Genomic DNA, 20,627 nt, shown 5'->3' with positions numbered 1-20,627 from the left:
GTCTGCAAATGCGGCCAGACCGGCAGCCTTCGTGAAAGGTCTCGCCGACACAACCGAGCATCCGAACCCTTCAGGCCCTTTCGAACTCGGAATACTCACGCCTTCGGCGGCATTGCGGCCGGGTGCGATGGCCGAAAGCCTCTTACCCTCCCGGCATCCACCCACCCTCAGTCCTCCGGTTCGTACCCCAGGTTGGGCGCCAGCCACTTCTCAGCGGTGCGCAGGTCCCAGCCCTTCCGCCGCGCGTAGTCCTCGACCTGCTCCCTGTCGATGCGGCCGAGGATGAAGTACTGCGATTGCGGATGCGCGAAGTACCATCCGCTCACCGCGGCCGCCGGCCACATGGCCATAGACTCGGTGAGCTGCATGCCGATGTTGTGCTCCACGTTCAGCAGCTTCCAGAGCGTCGCCTTCTCAGTGTGCTCCGGGCAGGCCGGATAGCCGGGTGCGGGACGCACGCCCTGGTACTTCTCGTCGATCAGCGAGACGCTGTCGAGATGCTCGTCCGGCACATAGCCCCAGAACTCCTTGCGCACGCGCTGGTGCAGGCGTTCGGCGAAGGCCTCGGCTAGACGATCCGCGAGCGATTCGAGCAGGATTGCGCTGTAGTCGTCGTTGGCCTTCTTGAAGGCATCGACACGTTCCTTGCACCCGAGACCCGCGGTCACCGCGAACGCCCCGACGTAATCGGGCAGGCCGGAGTCTTTCGGCGCGATGTAATCGGCCAGAGATCGGTTCGGAACCCCGGGGCGATGTTCGGTCTGCTGACGCAGGTTGTGCAGACGCGCGATCTCGCTCGAATAGGTTTCGTCGGCGTAGATCGCGACGTCGTCGTCGCCGACCTGCTGCGCCGGAAACAGGCCGATCACGCCACTAGCCGTCAGCCACTTCTCCTCGATGATCTTGTCGAGCATGGTCTGCGCGTCGGCATACAGCTTGCGCGCGACCTCGCTCGTCGCCGGGTTGTTGAGCAGCTCGGGGAACTTGCCCTTCATCTCCCAGGCAATGAAGAAGGGTTGCCAATCGATGTATTCGCGCAGCTCGGCCAGCGGGTAGTCGCGAAGCACCTTTACGAACTGCGTCGCGTGCTCGTGGTGGTGATCGCACGCGGGGCCCTCACAGACGTCCCTGGCCTGCTGCAAAAGCATGCGCGGCCTGAACGGCCGATAGCTCTTCCAGTCGATCGGCGTGCGATTCGCGCGCGCCGCCGCGAGCGGCAGGAACTTCTCCTGCCGATCCTTGTTCGCGTGGCGCTCGCGGATGCTCTCGTATTCCTTCTCGAGCTCGGCGACCAGCTTGGGCTTCTGCTCAGGTGAGAGCAGCGCAGACACGACGGGCACCGAGCGCGAGGCGTCCTTCACCCACACGACCGGGCCGCGATAGCTCTTGTCGATCTTCACCGCGGTGTGCGCGCGTGAGGTCGTCGCGCCGCCGATCATCAGCGGAATGTCGAAGCCCTGGCGCTCCATCTCCTTGGCGAAGTTCGCCATCTCGTCGAGCGAGGGCGTGATCAGGCCAGACAGGCCGATCACATCGGCCTTCTCGGCCCTCGCGGCATCGAGAATCTTCTGCGCAGGCACCATCACGCCCAGGTCCACGACGTCGTAGTTGTTGCACTGGAGTACCACGCCGACGATGTTCTTGCCGATGTCGTGCACGTCGCCCTTGACCGTGGCCATCACGATCTTGCCCTTGGGTCTTGCAGCGCCCGCCGCTTCTGGCGAAGCGGCCTTCTCGGCCTCGATGAAGGGGATCAGGTAGGCCACCGCCTTCTTCATCACGCGCGCGGATTTCACCACCTGGGGCAGGAACATCTTGCCGGCGCCGAACAGGTCGCCGACCACGTTCATGCCGTCCATCAGCGGCCCTTCGATGACCTCGATCGGCCGTCCGCCGCGCGCGGCGATCTCGGCGCGCAGCGCCTCGGTATCGGCTTCCACGAAGGCGTCGATGCCTTTCACCAGCGCGTGCGTGATGCGCTCGCCGTGCGGCAACGCGCGCCAGGCTTCGTCGGCCACTTCCTGCTTCGCGCCATCGCCCTTGAACTTGCCGGCAATTTCGATGAGCCGCTCGGTGCCGTCCTCGGGCCGGCGATTGAGAATCACGTCCTCGATGCGCTCGCGCAGTTCGGGATAGAGATCCGCATACACCGGTAGCACGCCGGCGTTGACGATGCCCATGTCCATGCCCGCGCCAATCGCGTGGTACAGGAACACGCTGTGAATCGCTTCGCGAACCGGGTTGTTGCCGCGGAACGAGAACGACACATTGCTCACGCCACCGCTGACATGCGCGTGCGGCAGGTTCTGGCGGATCCAGCGCGTGGCCTCGATGAAATCCAGCCCGTACAGATTGTGCTCGGCGATGCCGGTCGCGACCGCGAACACGTTCGGGTCGAAGATGATGTCCTCGGGCGGAAAGCCGACCTGCTCCACAAGAATCTTGTACGCGCGCGAACAGATCACCTTGCGGCGTTCGAGATTGTCCGCCTGGCCCTGCTCGTCGAAGGCCATCACCACCACCGCCGCGCCGTACTTCAGGCACAGCTTGGCCTCGCGGACGAATTTCTCCTCGCCCTCCTTCATCGAGATGGAGTTGACGATGGGCTTGCCCTGTACGCACTTGAGGCCGGCCTCTATCACCTCCCACTTCGAGGAGTCGATCATGATCGGCACGCGCGAGATGTCGGGTTCGCCCGCGATCAAGTTCAGGAACCGGGTCATCGCAGCGACGCCGTCGATCATGCCCTCGTCCATGTTGATGTCGATCACCGGCGCGCCGGCCTCGACCTGCTGACGCGCGACGGTCAGCGCGGCGTTGTAGTCACCCTCCTTGATCAGCTTCTTGAACGCAGCCGAACCGGTGATGTTGGTGCGCTCGCCGACGTTGATGAAGCCGCGCTCCTTGGTGATCGTCAGCGGCTCCAGGCCGGCGAGCTTGCACAGGCGCGGCACCTCGCTCGGCACGCGCGGCGATACATCCGACACGGCCTGCGCAATCGCGCCGATGTGCGGCGGCGTGGTTCCGCAGCAGCCGCCGACGATGTTGACCAGCCCGCTCTGGGCGAACTCGCGGATGATCGCAGCGGTGTCCTGAGGCAGCTCGTCGTACTCGCCGAAGGCATTGGGCAGGCCGGCGTTCGGATAGCAGGAGATGTGGCAATCGGCGAGCCGCGACAGCTCGGCGATGTAGGGCCGCATGTCCTTGCCGCCCAGCGCGCAGTTCAGGCCAATGGCCAGCGGACGAGCGTGGCGCACCGAGTTCCAGAATGCTTCGGCGACCTGGCCCGAGAGTGTGCGACCCGAGGCATCGGTGATGGTGCCGGAGATGATGATCGGCCAGTCGCGCCCGCGCTCCTCGAACAGCGTGAGGCAAGCGAAAATCGCTGCCTTGGCGTTGAGCGTGTCGAAGATGGTCTCGATCAGGAACAGGTCGGAGCCGCCATCCACCAGCCCGCGCGCCTGTTCGAGATAAGCCTCGACCAGCTCGTCGTAGCTCACGTTCCGCTTGGCCGGATCGTTCACGTCCGGACTGATGCTCGCGGTGCGATTGGTCGGCCCGAGGGCGCCCGCAACGAAGCGCGGACGCTCAGGGGTACTGATCGCGTCCACCGCCTCGCGCGCGACACGCGCCGCCGCCACGTTCATCTCGTAGCTCAGCGCCTCCATGCCGTAATCGGCCATCGAGATGCGCTGCGCGTTGAAGCTGTTGGTCTCGATGATGTCCGCGCCGGCCGCAAGGTACTTCGCGTGGATCTCGCGAATGATGTCGGGCTGGGTCAGCACCAGCAGATCGTTGTTGCCCTTGAGGTCCGACGGCCAGTCCTTGAACCGCGCGCCGCAGTAATCGGCCTCGCCCAGCCTGTAGCCCTGGACCATGGTGCCCATCGCGCCGTCGATCACGAGGATGCGGCGGGCGAGCAGGTCCCGGAGCTGGGCGGTGCAATCGGGGCGAAGGGCGGGGGCGCTGGCGTCATACATCCGACGATTATACGCTTCATATCCTCTTATGCGGATAAGCGGATATGAATGATCAAGCACATCTGCGTTCCGTCCGTCGGCGCAGGTCCACCCGGCGTCTGCGCCACCCCTGAGGGAGATCGCTTGACGCGCACAATTCATTCTCGCCGGTTAAGGTTGGGCCTCGTCTTTGCATTCATCGACCGGGCCCCACCCGGTCTCGGCCAAACCTTCGAACCTTTGCGACGCGTCCTGCGATGAGCGCCACCGTGCACCGCCTGTTTCCGTACCCCGGAAGCAAACCGCCGCCCAGTTCGGCTGCTGAAAAGCGGCCGATGGCTCATCCCCTGATCGCAGCGCTGCGCGACTTGGCGCAGCCGATTCTCGGTGACCAGTTGCGCGCGCTGTTCGAGGGCGCCGACGACAGCCTGTTTGCGATGAGCCAGCGCGCCGTGGCAGGGGACGAACAGCGCTTTGCCTTCGATACCATGCGGTTGCTGCGCCTGGAACGGGCGCGCATCGAACGCGAGTTCGACCACGCGGTGCAATCCAGTTTCGAAAGCGCGACCCCCGACGAGACCGACGAGTTCGACCTCGATCGCCTGGCGCTGCAGCAGACCGAAGAGCTGGAGGAGAAAATCGCGGTCGGCAACCTGTCGACCAAGGCCGAAACCCTGCATCGCGACGCGCTGCGCGAACTCGGTCTGCGACTGCAGCACTTGGTGCGCAACCTGGGCGTGCCGGTGTCGCGCCATGCCTTATCGCCCGCCACCGTCTGCAACGCCTTCAAGGCCAGCCTGCGCGGACTGGACCTTGCGCTGTCGGTGCGGCTGCTGTTGTACAAGTTGTTCGACCAGTACTGCGCCTCGCGCCTGGGCGAGTTGTACCAGTCCGCCATCCGCTTGCTCGACGCGCATGGCGTGACGCCGTTGGCGTCCCCCCAGGCGGCTGCGCCGAAGTGGTCGCCCTACGGTGTGCCGACGCCGCCGGTGGAAGACGGCGATCTGCTGGAACTGCCGGCGCTGGACCGCTCCACCCGCGAGGCGTTGCAGGATATCGGCGACCGACTGGGCGACTTTCGGCCACAAGATGCCGCGTTCGCGGAGGAACTGCTCGGCTTCACCTCCATCGACGCACTGGCTCATCCTACGATCGGCCAGGTTGCCCCGGCCCAGCGGATGTCGCTGGTCGGGCAGATGTGCAACGAAATCCTGTCCGATCCGCACCTGCCCAAGGCCATGCGGCCGCTGTTCGAACGGCTGCGCTTTCCGCTGATCAAGATCGCTTTGGCCGACGGCAGCTTCTTCGCCAACCGCGTGCATCCCGTGCGCCGCCTGGTGGCCGAGGCCGCGGAGACCGCAGCGTCCTCGCGCGTCGCCAGCCCGGCGGTGGTCAAACGCCTGGAAGAGCGCCTGCGCCATATCGCCGAACAGATCGACCTGTCCGCCACGTTTGTGCGACCCGAGGTGCGCCGCCTGCTGCCACTGACCATGACCGAGATCGCCTCGTTCCTGGACCAGCAGCGCGACGAATCCGAAACCCGCCGCGAAAACGTGCTCAACAAGGTGCGGCGCACGGTGGCTCAGGAACTGGAAGTCCATACCCTGGGTCGGCGGCCGCCGCAGGCGCTGGTGAGCTTTCTGCGCCTGGGCTGGGGCCCGCTGATGGCCGCGCGACTCCTGCGGCACGGCATGAACAGCCGGCCGTGGATCGATGCGATCAACCGCCTGGTGCAGATCCTGATCGGCACGGACGCTCTGGAGGTCAACGACGATCACCGCGGCATGCGCCAGCGCCTGATCGACGCCGTACGCGCCGACCTCGGTGAGATCGGCATGCGCGACGACAAGATCGAAGCCGCTGCCGACTGCCTGCGCCAGGCTTATGACGAGCTGGATCAGCGTCTGGCCGCGATGACGCCGGAAGATCGCGAGCGACAAGATCTGCAATTGCTCAGTCCACAGGAAACCGCGGCGGTGATGGCCGAATTCCCCGCCCCGGGTTCGCCGCAACTGCGCGTGCCTGGCGCGGAGTTGCTGCGTCCGCCGATGGTTCCGGAACTGCGTCTGGACCCGCCACCCGAGCCACAGCGCCTGCCCGACCTAGTGCAGAGCGGCAAGGAGCCCGGTGAGGAAACAGCGATGCAGGCGCCGATCGAGCGGCGCCCGGATTCATCCATCGCCGCGTCAGCCAAGTCGCAGACACCGCGGATCGAAGAACCGGTGCCGCCGATTTCGTCGGGCGGACCCGAACCCGTCATCGCAGCGGCGCAAGCCACTTCGGCGGGCAGCTTCGCCGCGCCGGTGATCGGGGATGACACGCCCGACAGTGAATTGCTCGCGCTGAGTCTGCCGGCGGAAAGCTGGTTTCGCGTATTCGACCGCAGCCGCAACCAGACGCTGTGGCTCAAGGTGTCGCGCTACTACGCCGAGCACGGCAGCGTCGGCTTCACCGGATTCGACGCCAAGCAGGCCCTGTCGATCCGCGACGCCCAGTTCATTGCCGACCTGGTCAGCGGTCGCTCGGAACCGGTCAATGCGTCGCCAGTGCAATTGCAGGCGATTGCGGCGCTGCGTTCACGCCACCACTAGCCCGCATTTCTCACGGGGGGATCAAGCGATGGCCGTAGGTCGAGGACGGCGTTTGGCCTTGGCCGGGAGTGACATTGAGTCACTCCCTGCTAGCCAAACGCGCCGGAGAATCTTCCGACTGTCTGTTTCGGAACCGAACTCGAAGAACGCTGCGAGGACGGAAAATGGCAAGGGATTCTCCGGCGACCCGTGAGAAGTGCGGTCTAGGCGGCTTCAGCTTCCAGCGGCAACGTGTGCACGTGTGGCCCGGTCGTATCCCGGCTCGACAAGCTCAGCAATGCCTGCGCCACTTCCTCGGCCGGCACCGCGCGATATCGTCGCAACGGCCCGGAAAGCAGCAGGTTGACCAGCGGCGCCAGCTTCTGCGCGATGGCTTCGCCCGGACGATGCTCCTGGCGCGCACCCAGCAACAGCGAGGGTCTGAGAATATGCACGGTGTCGAATCCGACCTCGATCACCGCCTGCTCGGTGCGGCCCTTGACGCGGCTGTAGTAGAGCGGTGATCGCGGACTGGCCGACAACGACGACACCAGATAGAACCTGCGCGCGCCGGCCTCGCATGCTGCACGCGCGAAGTCCACCACCATGTGGTAGTCGACCCGTTCGAATGCGGTCTTGGAGCCGGCGGCACGCAAGGTCGTGCCCAGGCAGCAATATGCATCGTCGGCACCCAGCCGGTCCTGCACACGCCGCAGCTCTGCGAGCTCGGTCTGCACGAACTCCAGCTTGGGGTGGCTGACGTCAGGCGCCCGCCGGCCGACCGCCTTGACGCTGGCATAGCGCGGATCAAGCACCAAGGCGGCGATCAGCTGGCGACCCACCAGCCCGGTGTGGCCGGCAACGAGTGCGGTACGCGACATGCGCTAGGTCGGTCGGAACGGAGAGACATTCTAACCAATCGGCCCGCCGGTCAGACGGACGGCCTGCATCGCGGAGTGCCATGTCTGCGTATGCTTCGGCAGGGTCCAGTCGACCTATTCGGAGCGTCCTCATGTACAAACCCGGTGTGCTCTTGCTCGCGGCCATGCTGTGCGCGTGCGGCGGTGGCGGCAGTGGCGGATTCGGTGAGCCGCCTATCGATCAGCAGCTGGCATTGCAGCCGGCGTATCCCGGCTTGAGCTTCGACTCGCCGCTGGCGATCAGCGCTGCGCCCGGCGACGACACGCATTTGTATGTGGCCCAGCAAGGCGGCCTGATCCGTGTGTTCGATGCCAGCGATGAGACGGCCTCGGCGGCGCCGACCTTCCTGGACCTGCGCGACCGCACCCGCGCCGCCGGCGAACAAGGCCTGCTGGGCCTGACGTTCGATCCCGACTATGCCAGCAACGGTCACGTCTACGTCTATTACAACGCCAACGTCAATCCGAACGCTGACACCGGCGATTCAGTGGTCGCCCGTTTCACCGCCGACCGCATCACCCGCGTCGCCGATGTGTCCAGCGAGGTGCAGTTGCTGCGCTTCTCGCAGCCCTTCAGCAATCACAACGGCGGCGCGCTGGCATTCGGACCGGAGGGACGTCTTTATGTGGCCTCGGGCGACGGTGGCAGCGCCAACGACCCGCAGAACAACGCACAGAATCTGGGCAATCTGCTCGGCAAGATTCTGCGCATCGCAAGCGACGGCAGCATTCCCGCCGACAATCCCTTCGTGAACACCGCCGGCGCGCGCGGCGAGATCTGGGCCTACGGCCTGCGCAATCCGTTCCGGATGTCGTTCGACAGCGCCGACGGGCGCCTGTGGGCGGGCGATGTCGGTCAGGGCAGCCAGGAGGAGATCGATCTGATCCAGCGCGGCGGCAACTACGGCTGGCGCCTTTACGAAGGCACTCGCTCCAACGTCAACCCGGACGATGTGGCGTTCACCGAGTTCGTGGCGCCCGTGTTCACCTATCCACGCTCCCAGGGTCGCAGCGTCACCGGCGGGGTGGTGTATCGCGGGCGCGCGCTGCCCTCCCTGGTGGGTCGCTACGTCTACGGCGACTTCATCAGCGGCCGGGTCTGGGTGTTGACCGAGGCCGGCGGCGTGGCAACCGGCAATGTGGAGATCGGCAGCCTGCCCAACCCAAGCAGCTTCGGCTTCGATCCGGACGGCGAGATTCTGGTCACCGCTTACGACGGCATGCTGTACCGACTGGTGGGCGAAGAGACCGACGCGCCCTAGCTGCTGCCCGGACTGCCGCGGGAAAGATGCCGAACCCCCAGCCCGCATTTCCCACGGGTCGCCGCAGAATCCCTTGCCACTTCCCATCCTCACGGCGTTCCCGGAGCTGGGTTCGGAAACGACCTGTCGGGAGGATTCTCCGGCTGGATCGGCGCTGGCCTGCCTGCGGCGCGCAGGGCTTGCGGTTCACTCGCCCCGGGTTCGCTCCACCCCGGCGCCCTGCATGTCCTCGACATACAGCCATCGCTCGATCCACCCGAGAGAAATGCGGGCTAGCGGGCGAAACCCAGCCTGGCGGTTCCCACTGCCATCAGCAAGGCAGTGGGCAGGCCCGCCGCGACAGGCGCTGGCCAGCCGTAAAGCGCCCCGAAATTGGCGGAAATCTCGTTGAGCAGATGGAACCCGATACCCACCAACACGCCGATCAGCAGTCGTTGGCCGGCGCCACCGCCGCGCGTCGGCCCGAACACGAACGGCACCGCGAACAACACCATGGCCATGACGGTCAGCGGCGCCACAAACTTGCGCCAAAGCTCCAGTTGCTGCTCGCGAGTATCCAGCCCGTTGCTGTCCAGGTAGCCGATCAGCCGCATCAAACCCGCCGCCGACAAGGTGTCGGCTTCCAGCACGTACAGCTCCAACACCTCCGGCTCGATACCGCTGGGCCAGATCTGCGTCGCCCGGCGTTCCACGTGCACGGCCGATGCCTCGAAACGGGTCTCCACCACGCCTTCGAACTGCCAGTTCCCGGCGTCGTAGCTGGCGCCGTCGACCGAGAGTATGGAGTTGAGGTTCAGCTCGTCGTCGAAGCGGTAGATCTCGGCATCGGCAAAGCGATCGTCGGCCTGCAGACGGCGGATGTAATAGAAGTCGGCTCCATCGCGTAGCCACACCGGGCCCACGCCGGTGTCGTCGAGGTTGTCGGCGCGCACACCAGACTTCATGCGCTCGGCCGCCTGTTGCCCAAGCGGCGCCACGCTTTCGCCCAGCGCCATCGCCAGCAAACCCAGAAACAGGCCGGCGATCAGTGCGGCGCGACCCAGCCGCAGGTTGGAGTAGCCGGCAGCGCGCATCGCAGTGATCTCGCTTTGGGTCGCCAGCTGGCCCACGCCCAGCAAGGTTCCAAGCATGGCCACCAACGGCATCAGCAGGTACAGACCGGCCGGCATGGTCAGCAGGGTCACGACAAATATCTGGGCCACGCCCAGGCGATCATTGCTCTGGTCGATCTCGGTGATGAAACTGATGAAGCTGTACAGCGACACTAGTCCCAGCCCGACGACGGCACTCAGGCCCAGGATGGCCGTCATCACGTAGCGGTCCAGGCGCCCGAACCAGAGCCTCATGTCCGCGCGCCCCGCTGCCACCAGCCCTGGCGCCGCGCGAACAACCACAGCGCACCTGCCCCGAACAACAGATGCACCCACCACAACCCGATCCAGGGCGGCACCTGCCCCTTGGCGATCCAGGCCTGCCCCAGACCGAGCAGATTCGAGTAGAGCAGGTACAGCACGATACCGATCACCAGCTTGCCGTAACGCCCCTGCCGCGGACGCAGATGTGCCAGCGGTACCGCCAGCAGGCCGAGCACCAGCACCGATACCGGCGCCGCCACCCGCCAGGCCAGTTCGGCCTGGTCTTCGGGGTCGTCCGAAGCCCACAGGTCCGCGGTCGTCGACAGCTTGCGCTTGCTGCTGGCGTAGACAAAGTCTGGTGGGGTGATGCGCGTTTCGAACTCCTCGAATCGCACGACCTCGAAGCTGGCCTGACCCGGCGTGCCGGCGTAGCGCCAGCCCCCGTAAAGCGTCACGTGGCGCTCCCCGGTTTGGGTGTCGATCACCTGCCGTCCTTCGCTGGCGATGACCACGCTTTCCGAATCGTCTTCCTGAATTCGGGCGAACACCGTGGTGAGCTTTTCGCCCGTGGCATCGAGTTGCTCGGTGTAGAACACGGCGCGCCCGCCGCCGACTTCACGAAATCGCCCCGGTTCGAACGGCGTGTACTGCACCAGTCGGCGGGCGTCCTTGGAGATGAAGTCGACCTGCCGGCCGGCCCACGGGCCGGCGTCGAACGCCAGCCAGGCGGTGATGATCGCCATCAGCACCGACAAACCGAGAAACGGCCGATAAAGCCCGCCCAGGCTGACACCGCAACCCATCATCGCGGCGATCTCGCTGTCCTTGTAGAGCCGGCCCAGAGTCAGCATCACCGCCAGCAACAAGGCGGCCGGCAGCAGCAGCACCAGGTACTGCAGACTGGAAAGGCCCACCACCAGTGCCAGCAGATCGCGCGGCAGATCGCCGGTGGCGACCGCCGCCAGGAAGCGCGCGAAGCGTGCCGACAGCATGATGGCCAGCAGGACCAGGGTGACCGCCAAAGTTGCGGCCAGCGTTTCGCGCAGCAGATATCGGTCTAGGGTGCTACGCAGCATCGGGAGCGAGAGTCCGGCGGTCGAAAACACAAGTTTAATCGGCAAATGCCCGCAGCCCTTGGACGCCACCGGTCTGCCCCGGTTCGCAAGCGCACCGCAGAAAGTTTTTAGTCGCCGCTGCCTCCGACAGAACGAATGAATTCCACGCAAACCGGATAATATCGGCGGCCCGGCCGCCACCGTTGAACTTTGACGCGTCCTTGCCGGTCTCGGCCCTGCAAGGATTTCAATTTGGGGCAGATTCGCGATCCTGGACTCGAACAAATAAGCGCCCCGCGGCACTCGTCATGAAAAAGGAAGCCATGGAATATTTCGTCAAGAGCGGCAACCCCGAAAAGCAGCGCGTTGCCTGTGTGATTGTGGGCATATTCGAACGCCGCAGCCCGACGACGATGGCCGAGATCATCGACCGCGCGTCGGGTGGCGCCGTCGGCAGCGTCATGCGTCGCGGCGATATGGACGGCAAACTCGGCCAGTCACTGGTCCTGCACAACGTACCGGGTACTTTCGCGGACCGCGTGATGCTGGTGGGACTGGGACGCGAACGCGGGTTCGACGAAGCCGCTTTCCGCAAGGCGATCGCGGCAAGCAGCAGTGCGTTGCGCAACACCGGCTCGATCGACGCGGTCAACTTTCTCACCCATCAGGAAATCAAGGGCCGCGATTTCCGCTGGAACGTGCTGCAGGCATTGCTCGCCACGCAGGCGGAGTACTACCGCTTCGACGCCTGCCGCGGAGAGCAGGCGCGCGAAGATTTGCCCAGCTACAAGCTCGAACGCCTGACCTTCGATGTGCCGCGCCGCTCCGACCTTCCGGCTGGCGAAGCCGGTATGCGCGATGCGCTGGCCATCGGCGTCGGTCAGGCGCTGGCTAAAGATCTGGGTAATCTGCCCGGCAATCTTTGCACCCCGACCTATCTGGCCGAAACCGCCCAGGCGCTGGCTTCCCGCAAGGGCGTCAAGGTCCGGGTGCTGGAAGAGGCGGACATGCAGCAGCTCGGCATGGGCTCCCTGCTGTCCGTGTCGGCCGGCAGTCGGCAGCCGGCCAAACTGATCGTGCTGGAGTATCTCAACGGCCCGAAAGGCGAAAAGCCGGTGGCGCTGGTCGGCAAGGGGCTGACCTTCGACGCCGGCGGCATCAGCATCAAGCCCGCTGCGCAGATGGACGAGATGAAGTTCGACATGTGCGGCGGGGCGGCGGTGCTGGGCACCTTCAAGGCCGTGCAGGAACTGGAGCTGCCGATCAACCTGGTGGGCGTGGTGGCGGCGTCGGAGAATCTGCCGGATGGCCAGGCGGTCAAGCCTGGCGACGTGGTGACCAGCATGGCCGGCATCACCATCGAGGTCCTCAACACCGATGCCGAGGGCCGGCTCATCCTGGCCGATGCGCTGACCTACGTGGAGCGCGAATTCGATCCCGCGGTGTGCATCGACATGGCGACGCTCACCGGCGCCTGCGTCGTCGCACTCGGCGGCTATCCCAGCGGCCTGTTTGCCAACAACGCCGGACTGGCACGTGCCCTGACCCAGGCGGGCGAACAGATCGGCGACCGCGTGTGGGAACTGCCGCTGTGGCCGGAATACGATGACCACATCAAGAGCGAGTGCGCCGACATCGCCAACATCGCTACCAAGAATGGCCGCGAGGGCGGCGCCATTATCGGCGCCACCTTCCTGCACCGCTTCACCCGCAAGATGAAATGGGCGCACCTGGATATCGCCGGCACCGCCTGGATCGGCAAGAAAGCCACCGGTCGACCGGTGCCGCTGCTGGTGCAGTACCTGCTCAACCTGGCGGCGCGGCAGAGCGAAGACTGACCCGACATGACGCGGATCGACTTCTATCTGCTGTCGGACGGCGGCGGTGCGGTGGCCGCCGCTTGCCGTCTGTGCGAGAAAGCGGTAGGCGCCGGTCATCGCCTCTATGTGCACGCGCCCGACCCCGCCGCCGCCGACGCCGTGGACGGAGCCCTATGGAGCTTCCGCCAGGGCGGCTTCGTGCCGCACGAACGTCACCACCCGGGGTCACCGATCGAAGATCCAATTCCGCCGGTACTGATCGGTGGAGCGGAGCCTCCCGACAGTCATCGCAGCATTCTGGTCAATTTGGCCGAGGGCGTGCCCGCCTGGTTCTCCAGCTTCGAACGCGTGCTGGAGGTGGTGTCCGAAGACCCTGCGCGACGCGCGCAATCGCGCGACCGTTATCGCTACTACAAGGAACGCGGTTACGAACTCAATGTGTTCGAACAGGCCGCCGACGGTGGCTGGTTGCGCAAGACCGCCGCGTGATCGTCAATACCCCGGCCGATTGAAGAAGCGCGGCGGATTGCCTTGTTCGGCTGATTCCAGGGTCTCGTTCCCCGCAGCCGGTGCGACGGCAGCTGGTGGGGCAGCGCCCTGCACGCCCCCAGGACCGACATAAGCCGTGGCGCTGATCTGAAACTGCATCGCGGCCAGCGGCAGTGCCGACACGCCTACCGCAGTCCAGGTCGGGCGATGCTCGCCGAAGGCCTCGTTGCGCGCATCCACCACTTCCGGAAACTGCTCCATGTCGGTCTGATGGCTGGCGAGGGAGACGACATCGTTCAGCGTGGCCCCCGAAGCGGCCAGCACCAGTGCCAGATTCTTGAATGCCATCGCCGCCTGCTCCGCCAGGGTCTCCGGAAAGCCACGCTTGTCCACGTCGTATCCCGGCTGCGCCGAGACCATGATCCACGGCCCGACACGTACAGCCTGAGAATAACCAAACAGGTTGGAGACGAACTCGCTGCCTTCCGGCACCACGAACTGCGCACTCGGGGCCGGCGGCGGCGCCGGCTGCAGGCTGGCGCAACCGCTCAGCGCGGCCAGGACCAGGAAAATCGGTAGACGGTGCATGCAAGGCTTTCCTGTCGGGTTGATCTGGTAGCCCGAAAGATACGCCATCGAGACGCGGTGGCCCACCGGGTTACGACAACAGCAGGTACCACAACGGCGCGGTGACGAACGAGATGGCGATGCCGGCGCCGACGACCACGGTCACCAACTCCGGATCCAGCCGGTGCTCCTGCGCCAGAATGCCCGCAGTAATCATCGGGCCCTGGGCAGCCTGCAGCACCCCAGCCAGCATCGGCGTACCGCCCACGCCCACAGCGGAGGCCAGCAGCACCGCTGCCAGCGGCGCCAGGACCAGCTTCCACGCCAATCCGGTCGCCAGCATCGGCGCCCGACCGCGCAGGGCTCCGAAGCGGAACTGCAGGCCCACGGCGAACAAGGCCAGCGGGGTCAGCGTATCGCCCAGGCGGTGCAGCACGGTCGAAACCGGCGCCGGCCAGTCGCCGACCGTCAGCCGCACCGCGAACGCGAGCAGCAGTGCTATGAAAGGTGGAAACTTCAACAGACGCCGCGCCACGTCGCGGACCTCGACGCGATCCCCGGCATACACGGACGCCAGCACCACCCCAACCGAAGACAGCGCCAGAAAGCTGCCAAGCTGATCGGCGATCAGCGCAGGTCCGAGTGCCTGCGGACCTGCCAGCGCCTGGATCATGGGCAAGCCGATGAAAGCGGTGTTGCCCAGCCCGCACGTCAACACCAACGCGCCGATACTGTCGCGACTCCAGCCGGCGCGACGCCCGATCCGGGGAATCAGGATGGCGGCCCCCAGCACGGTCAGCCACGGGGTGGCGGCGGCGAACAGCAGGCGGCTGTCCCATTGCAAACGCGGCACCAGTTCCAGCACCAAGGCCGGAAAGGCGATGCGCAGGACCCAGGCATTGATGCCGTCGCGCGCACCTTCGGGCACCCACCGATAGCGCGCCGCCATCCAACCCAGTAACGGGCAGGTCAGCAGGAGCAAGAATGCGCTCAAACTTTCAGCAGACGGTCAAAGCCGAAGCTGCGCGGCTGCAGCACCAAGCGGGGATCGTAGCGGCGCTTGCGCGCGGCCAGTTCCTGCAGCCGCGCCGCCGGTGTGCAGGACAGCATCTCGTCTGCCCACTTCGGTCCGACGCCGTGCTCGGCGCTGAAAGTGCCGTCAGCGTCCAGAGTGATGTTGATGACGCAGCGGGTCAGTTCGGCGGCATCCGCAGCGACCGAACGATCGGCGCTGCCGAGGAGGTGCAGGTGCGCGCCGCCGACGCCGGCATGACCGAAGTCGATCAGCTGCACATCCGGCCGGATGCGGCGCAGTTCGGTGGCCAGCTTGTGCAGATAAGCACCGAAACGGGCCACCGGGGTGGCCGTGTCGAACGACAGCCGACCGCCGCCGAGGGCGCGCAGTTCGAGGTTGCTGGCCTCGGTCACCGAGTGGCGGATTTTTTTCAGCGCGGGCAGCGGCGCGTAGCCGATGCGACGGTCATCGATTCCGCCGGCACCGCTGCAGAATGCATAGAGCCGCTCGGCCAGGGTTTCGTCCTCGCGATCGCTTCTGATCTGCAGCAGCACTAGGTAGGGCAGGTCCGGGGTGGCATCGAACGGCAGGCGCACGTCGCCGCCCCGGCGTCGCAGCACCAACTCGACGGCGCTGCGCGACAGAAACTCGAATTCTTCGATGCCGTTGCCGAATTCGGCGCGGGCGAGCGACAGCAGGGCCATCGCTTCGGGCATGCCGTCCACTGCCAGCAGCACGCCCTCCCGACTTTGCGGGATCGCCTGAGTACGTAACTCGACTCGCGTGATCAGGCCGAAAACGCCCTGCGATCCGGCCAGTCCCCAGGCAGGCGGCAGACGCATGGAATCGATGGCCAGCTCGTCCACCGCGGGTCGCGTCCAACCTCCAGCGCTACACGGCCCCGCCTCGCTCGCATCGCCCCAGTAACCCCAAGCCGCCGCCGCCATATGCGCAGCGGTGCCGTAGCACACCGCGTTGGCCCCGGCCGAGGCATTGGCCACGCAGGCGCCGACGCTGGCGGTCGCGGTGGATCCCATCTCCATCGGAAACATCCGACCGACCGCGCCAAGCAGCTCGTTGAGCGCGTCCACAGCAAGGCCCGCCTCGGCGATGACGGTGGCACCGGCCAGCTCGGGCCGTCCCTGGTGCGTCCACCACGCCAGTAACTGCCGGCGCGCCTCATCGATGCCGATGCCAGGCGCAAACTCGCACCCGCGTCCGTCGGCGAGGCGAAACGCTTTCACCTCCCGCAGGCGCTCCAGGCTCAGCACGACTTCGCCTTGCGGCCGCTGCGCCTCGACCAAGCCGGTGCGACCGGCGCTGAGCACGTAACTCAGCCCCTCGCGGTTGGCGATTTCCAGCGCCTGCCAAACCTGCTCCGGCGTATCCGGCAGCAGTACACCGCTGCTGTAGCCCGGCAGGCCTCGTTCGGGAACTTCGTAAGGACGGCAGCGTTCGGGGTCGGTCAGGTAGCAATGACCGAAAGCTTCGCTGAGGGTGGTGGCGGCAATCACGGGATCGGATGGGCGCCCTTGCGCCGGCAACTGGGGTGTCCGCGCGCGGGCCGGACCGGAGCCCGCATTTTAGTGCAGCCGGCGCGCCCGGATACGACCTTGGGAGAGCCGGCTTCAAGCTGTTAGCCTTCTTCTACCCCGCTTCACCAATGCACCGCGCTTCAGAGTCTGTCGCATGAACGTCGCTTCCACTGCACTGCCTGGCGTATTCGTCCTGGAGCCTGAGGTTCATGGCGACGCTCGTGGATTTTTTGTCGAAACCTTTCGCGATTCGCTGCTGCGCGAGGCCGGCATCGGCGGGCGGTTCGTGCAGGACAACCATTCGCGGTCGCGTCGGGGCACCTTGCGAGGCCTGCATTTCCAGCGCGTGCAGCCACAGGGCAAGCTGGTGCGGGTTTCGCGCGGTCGGGTGTTTGACGTGGCGGTCGACATCCGCCGCGGATCGCCGCATTTCGGCCAGTGGTTCGGTCTGGAGCTCGACGATATTCGTCACCGCATGCTGTATGTACCGCCCGACTTTGCGCACGGCTTCCTGGTGCTGTCGGAGGAGGCCGACTTCATCTACAAATGTACCGACTACTACCACCCGCAATCGGAACGTGGCGTGATCTGGAATGACCCGGATATCGGCATCGTCTGGCCGGACACGGGGGTGGCGCCCATACTTTCTGGCAAGGACCGCGAGTTACCCGCACTGTCGGACCACCCCGACCTGCCCGGTTATGACTGAGCGGACGATGCGGGTCCTGCTGACAGGCGGCAGCGGGCAGGTCGGCACCGAGGTGCGTCGGAGAGCGGCCGGCTTCCAGCTGCTGGCGCCGGGTCGGGCCGAGTTCGATCTCGCCCGCCCCGCCACGCTGCGACCTTGGCTGCAACGATTTCGCCCGGAGCTGGTGTTGTCGGTCGGCGCCTACACCGCGGTGGACCGCGCGGAAGACGAATCCGCCCTGGCGTTTAGCGTCAATCGCGACGCCATCGAGGTTCTGGCCGCTTATGCGCAGCAGGCTCAGGCTCACCTCATCCACCTTTCGACCGACTACGTCTTTGACGGCAAGCTGGAACGGCCGTACCGCGAAGATGACCTCGCCAATCCGCGCGGCATCTACGGCGCTTCCAAGCTCGCCGGTGAATTGGCGGCCCGCAGCGCAGAGCGGCATTCGGTTCTGCGCGTGGGCTGGGTATTCGCTGCCCATGGCAGCAACTTTGTACGGACCATGTTGCGCCTGGGCGCAACCCGCGACCACCTGCGCGTCGTCAGCGACCAATGGGGCGGGCCCACTTGGGCGGGACACATCGCAGAAGCCGTGCTGGCGCTGACGGGCAGACTAATGGACGGCCAGCCCGTGCCGACGGGCACGTGGCATTACGGCGGCGTGCCACATCTGAACTGGCACGGATTTGCACAGGAGATTCTCATCCGCGCACAGGCGGCCGGCTTGATTGACAGCCTGCCGCAGATCGAAGCGATCGCCACCGCAGAGTACCCCACACGTGCGCCGCGCCCCGGCAATTCGCGCCTCGACAGCGGGCGCGCCTGCGCGGAACTCGGCTTGACCGCGCCGGATTGGCGGGTCGGGCTGGACGCCGCGCTGCGCGAATTGGCGGCCGGATAAGACCATGAGCGGTGCTCCCCCGCATCCACCCCGTGTGCGCGTGCTGGTGGTCAATTACAACAGCGGCCGCTGGCTCGCACGCTGCCTGGAGTCCTTGCGCATGCAGACGATGCCGGAGTTCGAGGTGGTGTTGGTAGATAACGCGTCCACCGACGAGTCGGCTTATCCAACGTTGCCGGACCGGCGGTTTCGACGCATTGCGCTGCCACATAACCTGGGCTTCGCTGCCGGCAACAATCTGGCCGCACGCGACGCCGTCGCGCCGTGGTTGGCGTTGCTCAATCCGGATGCCATCGCGGCCCCGAACTGGTTGGACTGTCTGCTGGAGGAGGCACGCCGGCATCCGGATTATTCGATCTTCGGGTCCACCCAGTTCCGCGCCGGGACAGCGACGACGATGGACGGTAGCGGTGACTGTCTGTCCCTGTTCGGCGTGACCTGGCGTGCCGGCTACGGCAGGCCGGTGCCGGCTGTGCTTGCGCAAGGACCGGTCCTGGCGGCTTGCGGAGCCGCCATGATGATCCGCAGGGATTGGTTCGAACGGTTGGGCGGCTTCGAGGAACGACTGTTCTGCTACGTCGAGGATGTGGACCTGTGCCTGCGAGCACGACTGCAGGGCGCGCAGGTGTGGCAGTCAGCACTGGCGCAGATCCAACACGTTGGCGGCGCCAGCACCGAGTCGGGCACCAGCGTTTTTTCGCTTTACCACGGCAACCGCAATCTGATCTGGGTACTGACACGCTGTTTGCCGATGCCCTGGCTCGCCCTCAGCCTGCCGGGCAGCGTGGCATGGACGCTGCTGCGCAGCGTGCTCAAGCGCGGTTCGCTTGCACAGCGTGCAGCGATGCTGACGGCGGTGCGCGACGGCCTGGCCGGCCTTCCGGCGACCTGGCGCGAACGCGCGGCGATCCAGTCCGGCAGGACCGCGGATCGCCGGGAAGTCCTGCGCTGGCTGTCCACCAATCCGTTGGATGCCTTGTTCAGACGCAGCTTCCGGATCGCGCCAAAAAAAAACGCCCGGCCATGAAGGCCGGGCGCATTTGAACGTAAAACAGGTTTCTCAGGTCCCCAGGCGTGCCATCGCCGAAGTGGTGAGGAACTTGTTGTAGACGTCTACGCCCTCGGTGGTGAACTGGCGCTTGTAGCCCGAGGGGATGCTCTTCTCGTTGCGGAAACGGGTCATGCGGCCCGACTGGATGTCGTGGGTGTGGCAGTAGATCCAGCTCCAGTCCGGCTTGCCGCCAGGACCGGCCACTTCGGCCACGTCGTTCTTGTACTGGCCAAAGCCAGGCTCGAACTGCTTCCAGATGTCGCCACGACGGTCATAGGTGACCTGGCTGGGGAACATCATGTTGCGGGCGTCCACATAGACTTCCTTGCGACCCACCGGGGCGCGTGGGTAGCCGGTGGGCTCGGCCGAGAACACGATGGCTTCGGGAATCAGTTCCATCCAGGTGTCGTAGAAGGTCTTGCCCTTGGGGCCGCCGTGGACCGTCATGTCGTCGGTGGGGTGCTTGCCGCCCGGCCAATTGTGGTAGCCCGAGATCGCACCCAGCATGGGCATGCGCTTGACGATCTTGTAGTTGCCCCAGGTCAGGATGGGGTCGCCGGCGGCCCAGGCGTCGGACAGGAAGAAGGTGACGCCCGGCACCAGCGGCTCGAAACGCTGGTTGGTGGGGAACTGGCGCACGCGCTTGAACGCGGGGAAGTACCCGTACAGGTCGGGGAACTTGCGCTGGTCGTAATACCAGACGCTCAGGAAGGAGCTACCCTTGGTGTCGTTGGGGGCGGTGAAGAAGACGGACTGGAAGCGCAGCTTGTCGTCGTGGCCCTGAAAGACGGTGCCGTCGCTGCGGGCGGTGGTGTTAAGCTCGCACCACACCAGCTCATGCCGGTAACCGACTTCGCCGTCCGGGCTCAGACTGTAGAAGGGAACGGTGTACTGGCTGTAGTCGTGACGACCCCAGCTGAGGGTGAGGTTGGCCTGCACTTCAAAGCCGGTCTTGGCATCGGGGAAGGGGTTGCCGCCAATCCAGGGCTTGGAGGTGTCGCCGTCGGTCCAGATGTTGCCGTCGGCATCCAGCTTGGCGCGACCCGCGTTCTTGAGGGTGTTCTCAAGGTAGGTGGCGTTGAACAGCTTGGTGACGTCCTTGGTGGACTCGACGATGTTGATGCGGCGACCCTGCTCTTTCACCTGCTGATAGGCAATCGGCTCCAGCAGGTCCTTGACCACCTCGACGTTGTCGGCAGTGATGACGTCACCTGGCTTGACCTTGCCCTTGGTGTACATCTCGATGGACAGCAGCTCGTCCGGATAGGCCTTGCTGATGTCATCGGCAGAGTTGGCAATCGTCGGCCACAACGGCGCCAACACGCCCGCCCCGGCACCCATGGCGACCTTCTCCATGAATGTGCGGCGACTGTAATCAAAATCGTATTTCCTGATACGCATGGTGAGTCTCCTACCGTAGTCCTCAAATCGTTGCGC

The 20,627-nt window shown here is 65.6% G+C and carries 15 protein-coding genes; 7 read left to right on the top strand and 8 right to left on the bottom strand.

Translation table 11 applies throughout. The features are described 5' to 3' along the window. Positions 1–167: 167 nt before the first annotated feature. Complete coding sequence (metH, locus tag ACOOHP_RS02245) at positions 168–3,980, bottom strand: methionine synthase (RefSeq protein WP_420464837.1); 3,813 nt, start codon at positions 3,978–3,980, stop codon at positions 168–170. 314 nt (positions 3,981–4,294) lie between these two features. On the opposite strand from metH, the gene ACOOHP_RS02240 reads away from it, so the two are divergent. Next, positions 4,295–6,550: a DUF1631 family protein gene (locus ACOOHP_RS02240; protein WP_420464836.1), complete on the top strand. Its 2,256-nt coding sequence runs from the start codon at positions 4,295–4,297 to the stop codon at positions 6,548–6,550. Between the two features lie 203 nt (positions 6,551–6,753). Here ACOOHP_RS02240 and ACOOHP_RS02235 read toward each other — a convergent pair whose 3' ends face one another. Then, positions 6,754–7,410 (bottom strand): NAD(P)H-binding protein, encoded by a 657-nt coding sequence (locus tag ACOOHP_RS02235; protein ID WP_420464835.1) that lies wholly within the window; start codon positions 7,408–7,410, stop codon positions 6,754–6,756. 131 nt (positions 7,411–7,541) lie between these two features. On the opposite strand from ACOOHP_RS02235, the gene ACOOHP_RS02230 reads away from it, so the two are divergent. Continuing rightward, positions 7,542–8,711, top strand: coding sequence for a PQQ-dependent sugar dehydrogenase (locus tag ACOOHP_RS02230; RefSeq protein ID WP_420464834.1), 1,170 nt, complete (start codon positions 7,542–7,544; stop codon positions 8,709–8,711). Between the two features lie 272 nt (positions 8,712–8,983). Here the strand turns inward: ACOOHP_RS02230 and lptG are convergent, their stop codons facing one another. Further along, positions 8,984–10,057 carry an LPS export ABC transporter permease LptG gene (gene lptG / locus ACOOHP_RS02225; RefSeq protein WP_420464833.1) on the bottom strand — a complete coding sequence of 358 codons (1,074 nt, stop codon included), beginning with the start codon at positions 10,055–10,057 and terminating at the stop codon, positions 8,984–8,986. Continuing rightward, positions 10,054–11,142: an LPS export ABC transporter permease LptF gene (gene lptF / locus ACOOHP_RS02220; protein ID WP_420464832.1), complete on the bottom strand. Its 1,089-nt coding sequence runs from the start codon at positions 11,140–11,142 to the stop codon at positions 10,054–10,056. Before lptF ends, lptG begins: the two co-directional genes overlap by 4 nt. 302 nt (positions 11,143–11,444) lie before the next feature. Between lptF and ACOOHP_RS02215 the strand changes: the two genes are divergently transcribed. Continuing rightward, on the top strand, positions 11,445–12,959 hold the full coding sequence (locus tag ACOOHP_RS02215; RefSeq protein WP_420466933.1) for a leucyl aminopeptidase: 1,515 nt from the start codon (positions 11,445–11,447) through the stop codon (positions 12,957–12,959). 6 nt (positions 12,960–12,965) lie between these two features. Then, the gene (locus ACOOHP_RS02210) at positions 12,966–13,430 is read left to right on the top strand and encodes a DNA polymerase III subunit chi (protein ID WP_420464831.1); all 465 of its coding nucleotides are present in this window, start codon (positions 12,966–12,968) and stop codon (positions 13,428–13,430) included. A 3-nt stretch (positions 13,431–13,433) separates the two neighbouring features. On the opposite strand, the gene ACOOHP_RS02205 is transcribed toward ACOOHP_RS02210, so the two are convergent. The 3 genes from ACOOHP_RS02205 to ACOOHP_RS02195 all read right to left on the bottom strand — a co-directional run bounded on the left by ACOOHP_RS02205 (position 13,434) and on the right by ACOOHP_RS02195 (position 16,526). Further along, positions 13,434–14,018, bottom strand: a complete 585-nt coding sequence (locus ACOOHP_RS02205; RefSeq protein ID WP_420464830.1) for a RidA family protein — start codon at positions 14,016–14,018, stop codon at positions 13,434–13,436. A gap of 70 nt (positions 14,019–14,088) precedes the next feature. Continuing rightward, on the bottom strand, positions 14,089–14,979 hold the full coding sequence (locus ACOOHP_RS02200; protein WP_420464829.1) for an AEC family transporter: 891 nt from the start codon (positions 14,977–14,979) through the stop codon (positions 14,089–14,091). 8 nt (positions 14,980–14,987) lie between these two features. Next, on the bottom strand, positions 14,988–16,526 hold the full coding sequence (locus tag ACOOHP_RS02195; protein WP_420464828.1) for an FAD-binding oxidoreductase: 1,539 nt from the start codon (positions 16,524–16,526) through the stop codon (positions 14,988–14,990). Between the two features lie 175 nt (positions 16,527–16,701). On the opposite strand from ACOOHP_RS02195, the gene rfbC reads away from it, so the two are divergent. Genes rfbC through ACOOHP_RS02180 form a run of 3 tightly spaced genes read left to right on the top strand, consistent with a single transcriptional unit; the run spans position 16,702 to position 19,166 of the window. Continuing rightward, positions 16,702–17,256 (top strand): dTDP-4-dehydrorhamnose 3,5-epimerase, encoded by a 555-nt coding sequence (gene rfbC / locus ACOOHP_RS02190; RefSeq protein WP_420464827.1) that lies wholly within the window; start codon positions 16,702–16,704, stop codon positions 17,254–17,256. Between the two features lie 7 nt (positions 17,257–17,263). Further along, positions 17,264–18,139: a dTDP-4-dehydrorhamnose reductase gene (rfbD, locus tag ACOOHP_RS02185; RefSeq protein ID WP_420464826.1), complete on the top strand. Its 876-nt coding sequence runs from the start codon at positions 17,264–17,266 to the stop codon at positions 18,137–18,139. Between the two features lie 4 nt (positions 18,140–18,143). Further along, positions 18,144–19,166: a glycosyltransferase family 2 protein gene (locus ACOOHP_RS02180; RefSeq protein ID WP_420464825.1), complete on the top strand. Its 1,023-nt coding sequence runs from the start codon at positions 18,144–18,146 to the stop codon at positions 19,164–19,166. A 33-nt stretch (positions 19,167–19,199) separates the two neighbouring features. Here the strand turns inward: ACOOHP_RS02180 and ACOOHP_RS02175 are convergent, their stop codons facing one another. Further along, positions 19,200–20,591 carry a DUF1329 domain-containing protein gene (locus ACOOHP_RS02175; protein ID WP_420464824.1) on the bottom strand — a complete coding sequence of 464 codons (1,392 nt, stop codon included), beginning with the start codon at positions 20,589–20,591 and terminating at the stop codon, positions 19,200–19,202. Positions 20,592–20,627: the final 36 nt, after the last annotated feature.

This window comes from Panacagrimonas sp. (assembly GCF_965216805.1).
Taxonomy (GTDB): domain Bacteria; phylum Pseudomonadota; class Gammaproteobacteria; order Nevskiales; family Nevskiaceae; genus Panacagrimonas.
The sequence above is the reverse complement of the archived record's forward strand: the minus strand, read 5'-3'. Positions and strand labels throughout refer to the sequence as shown.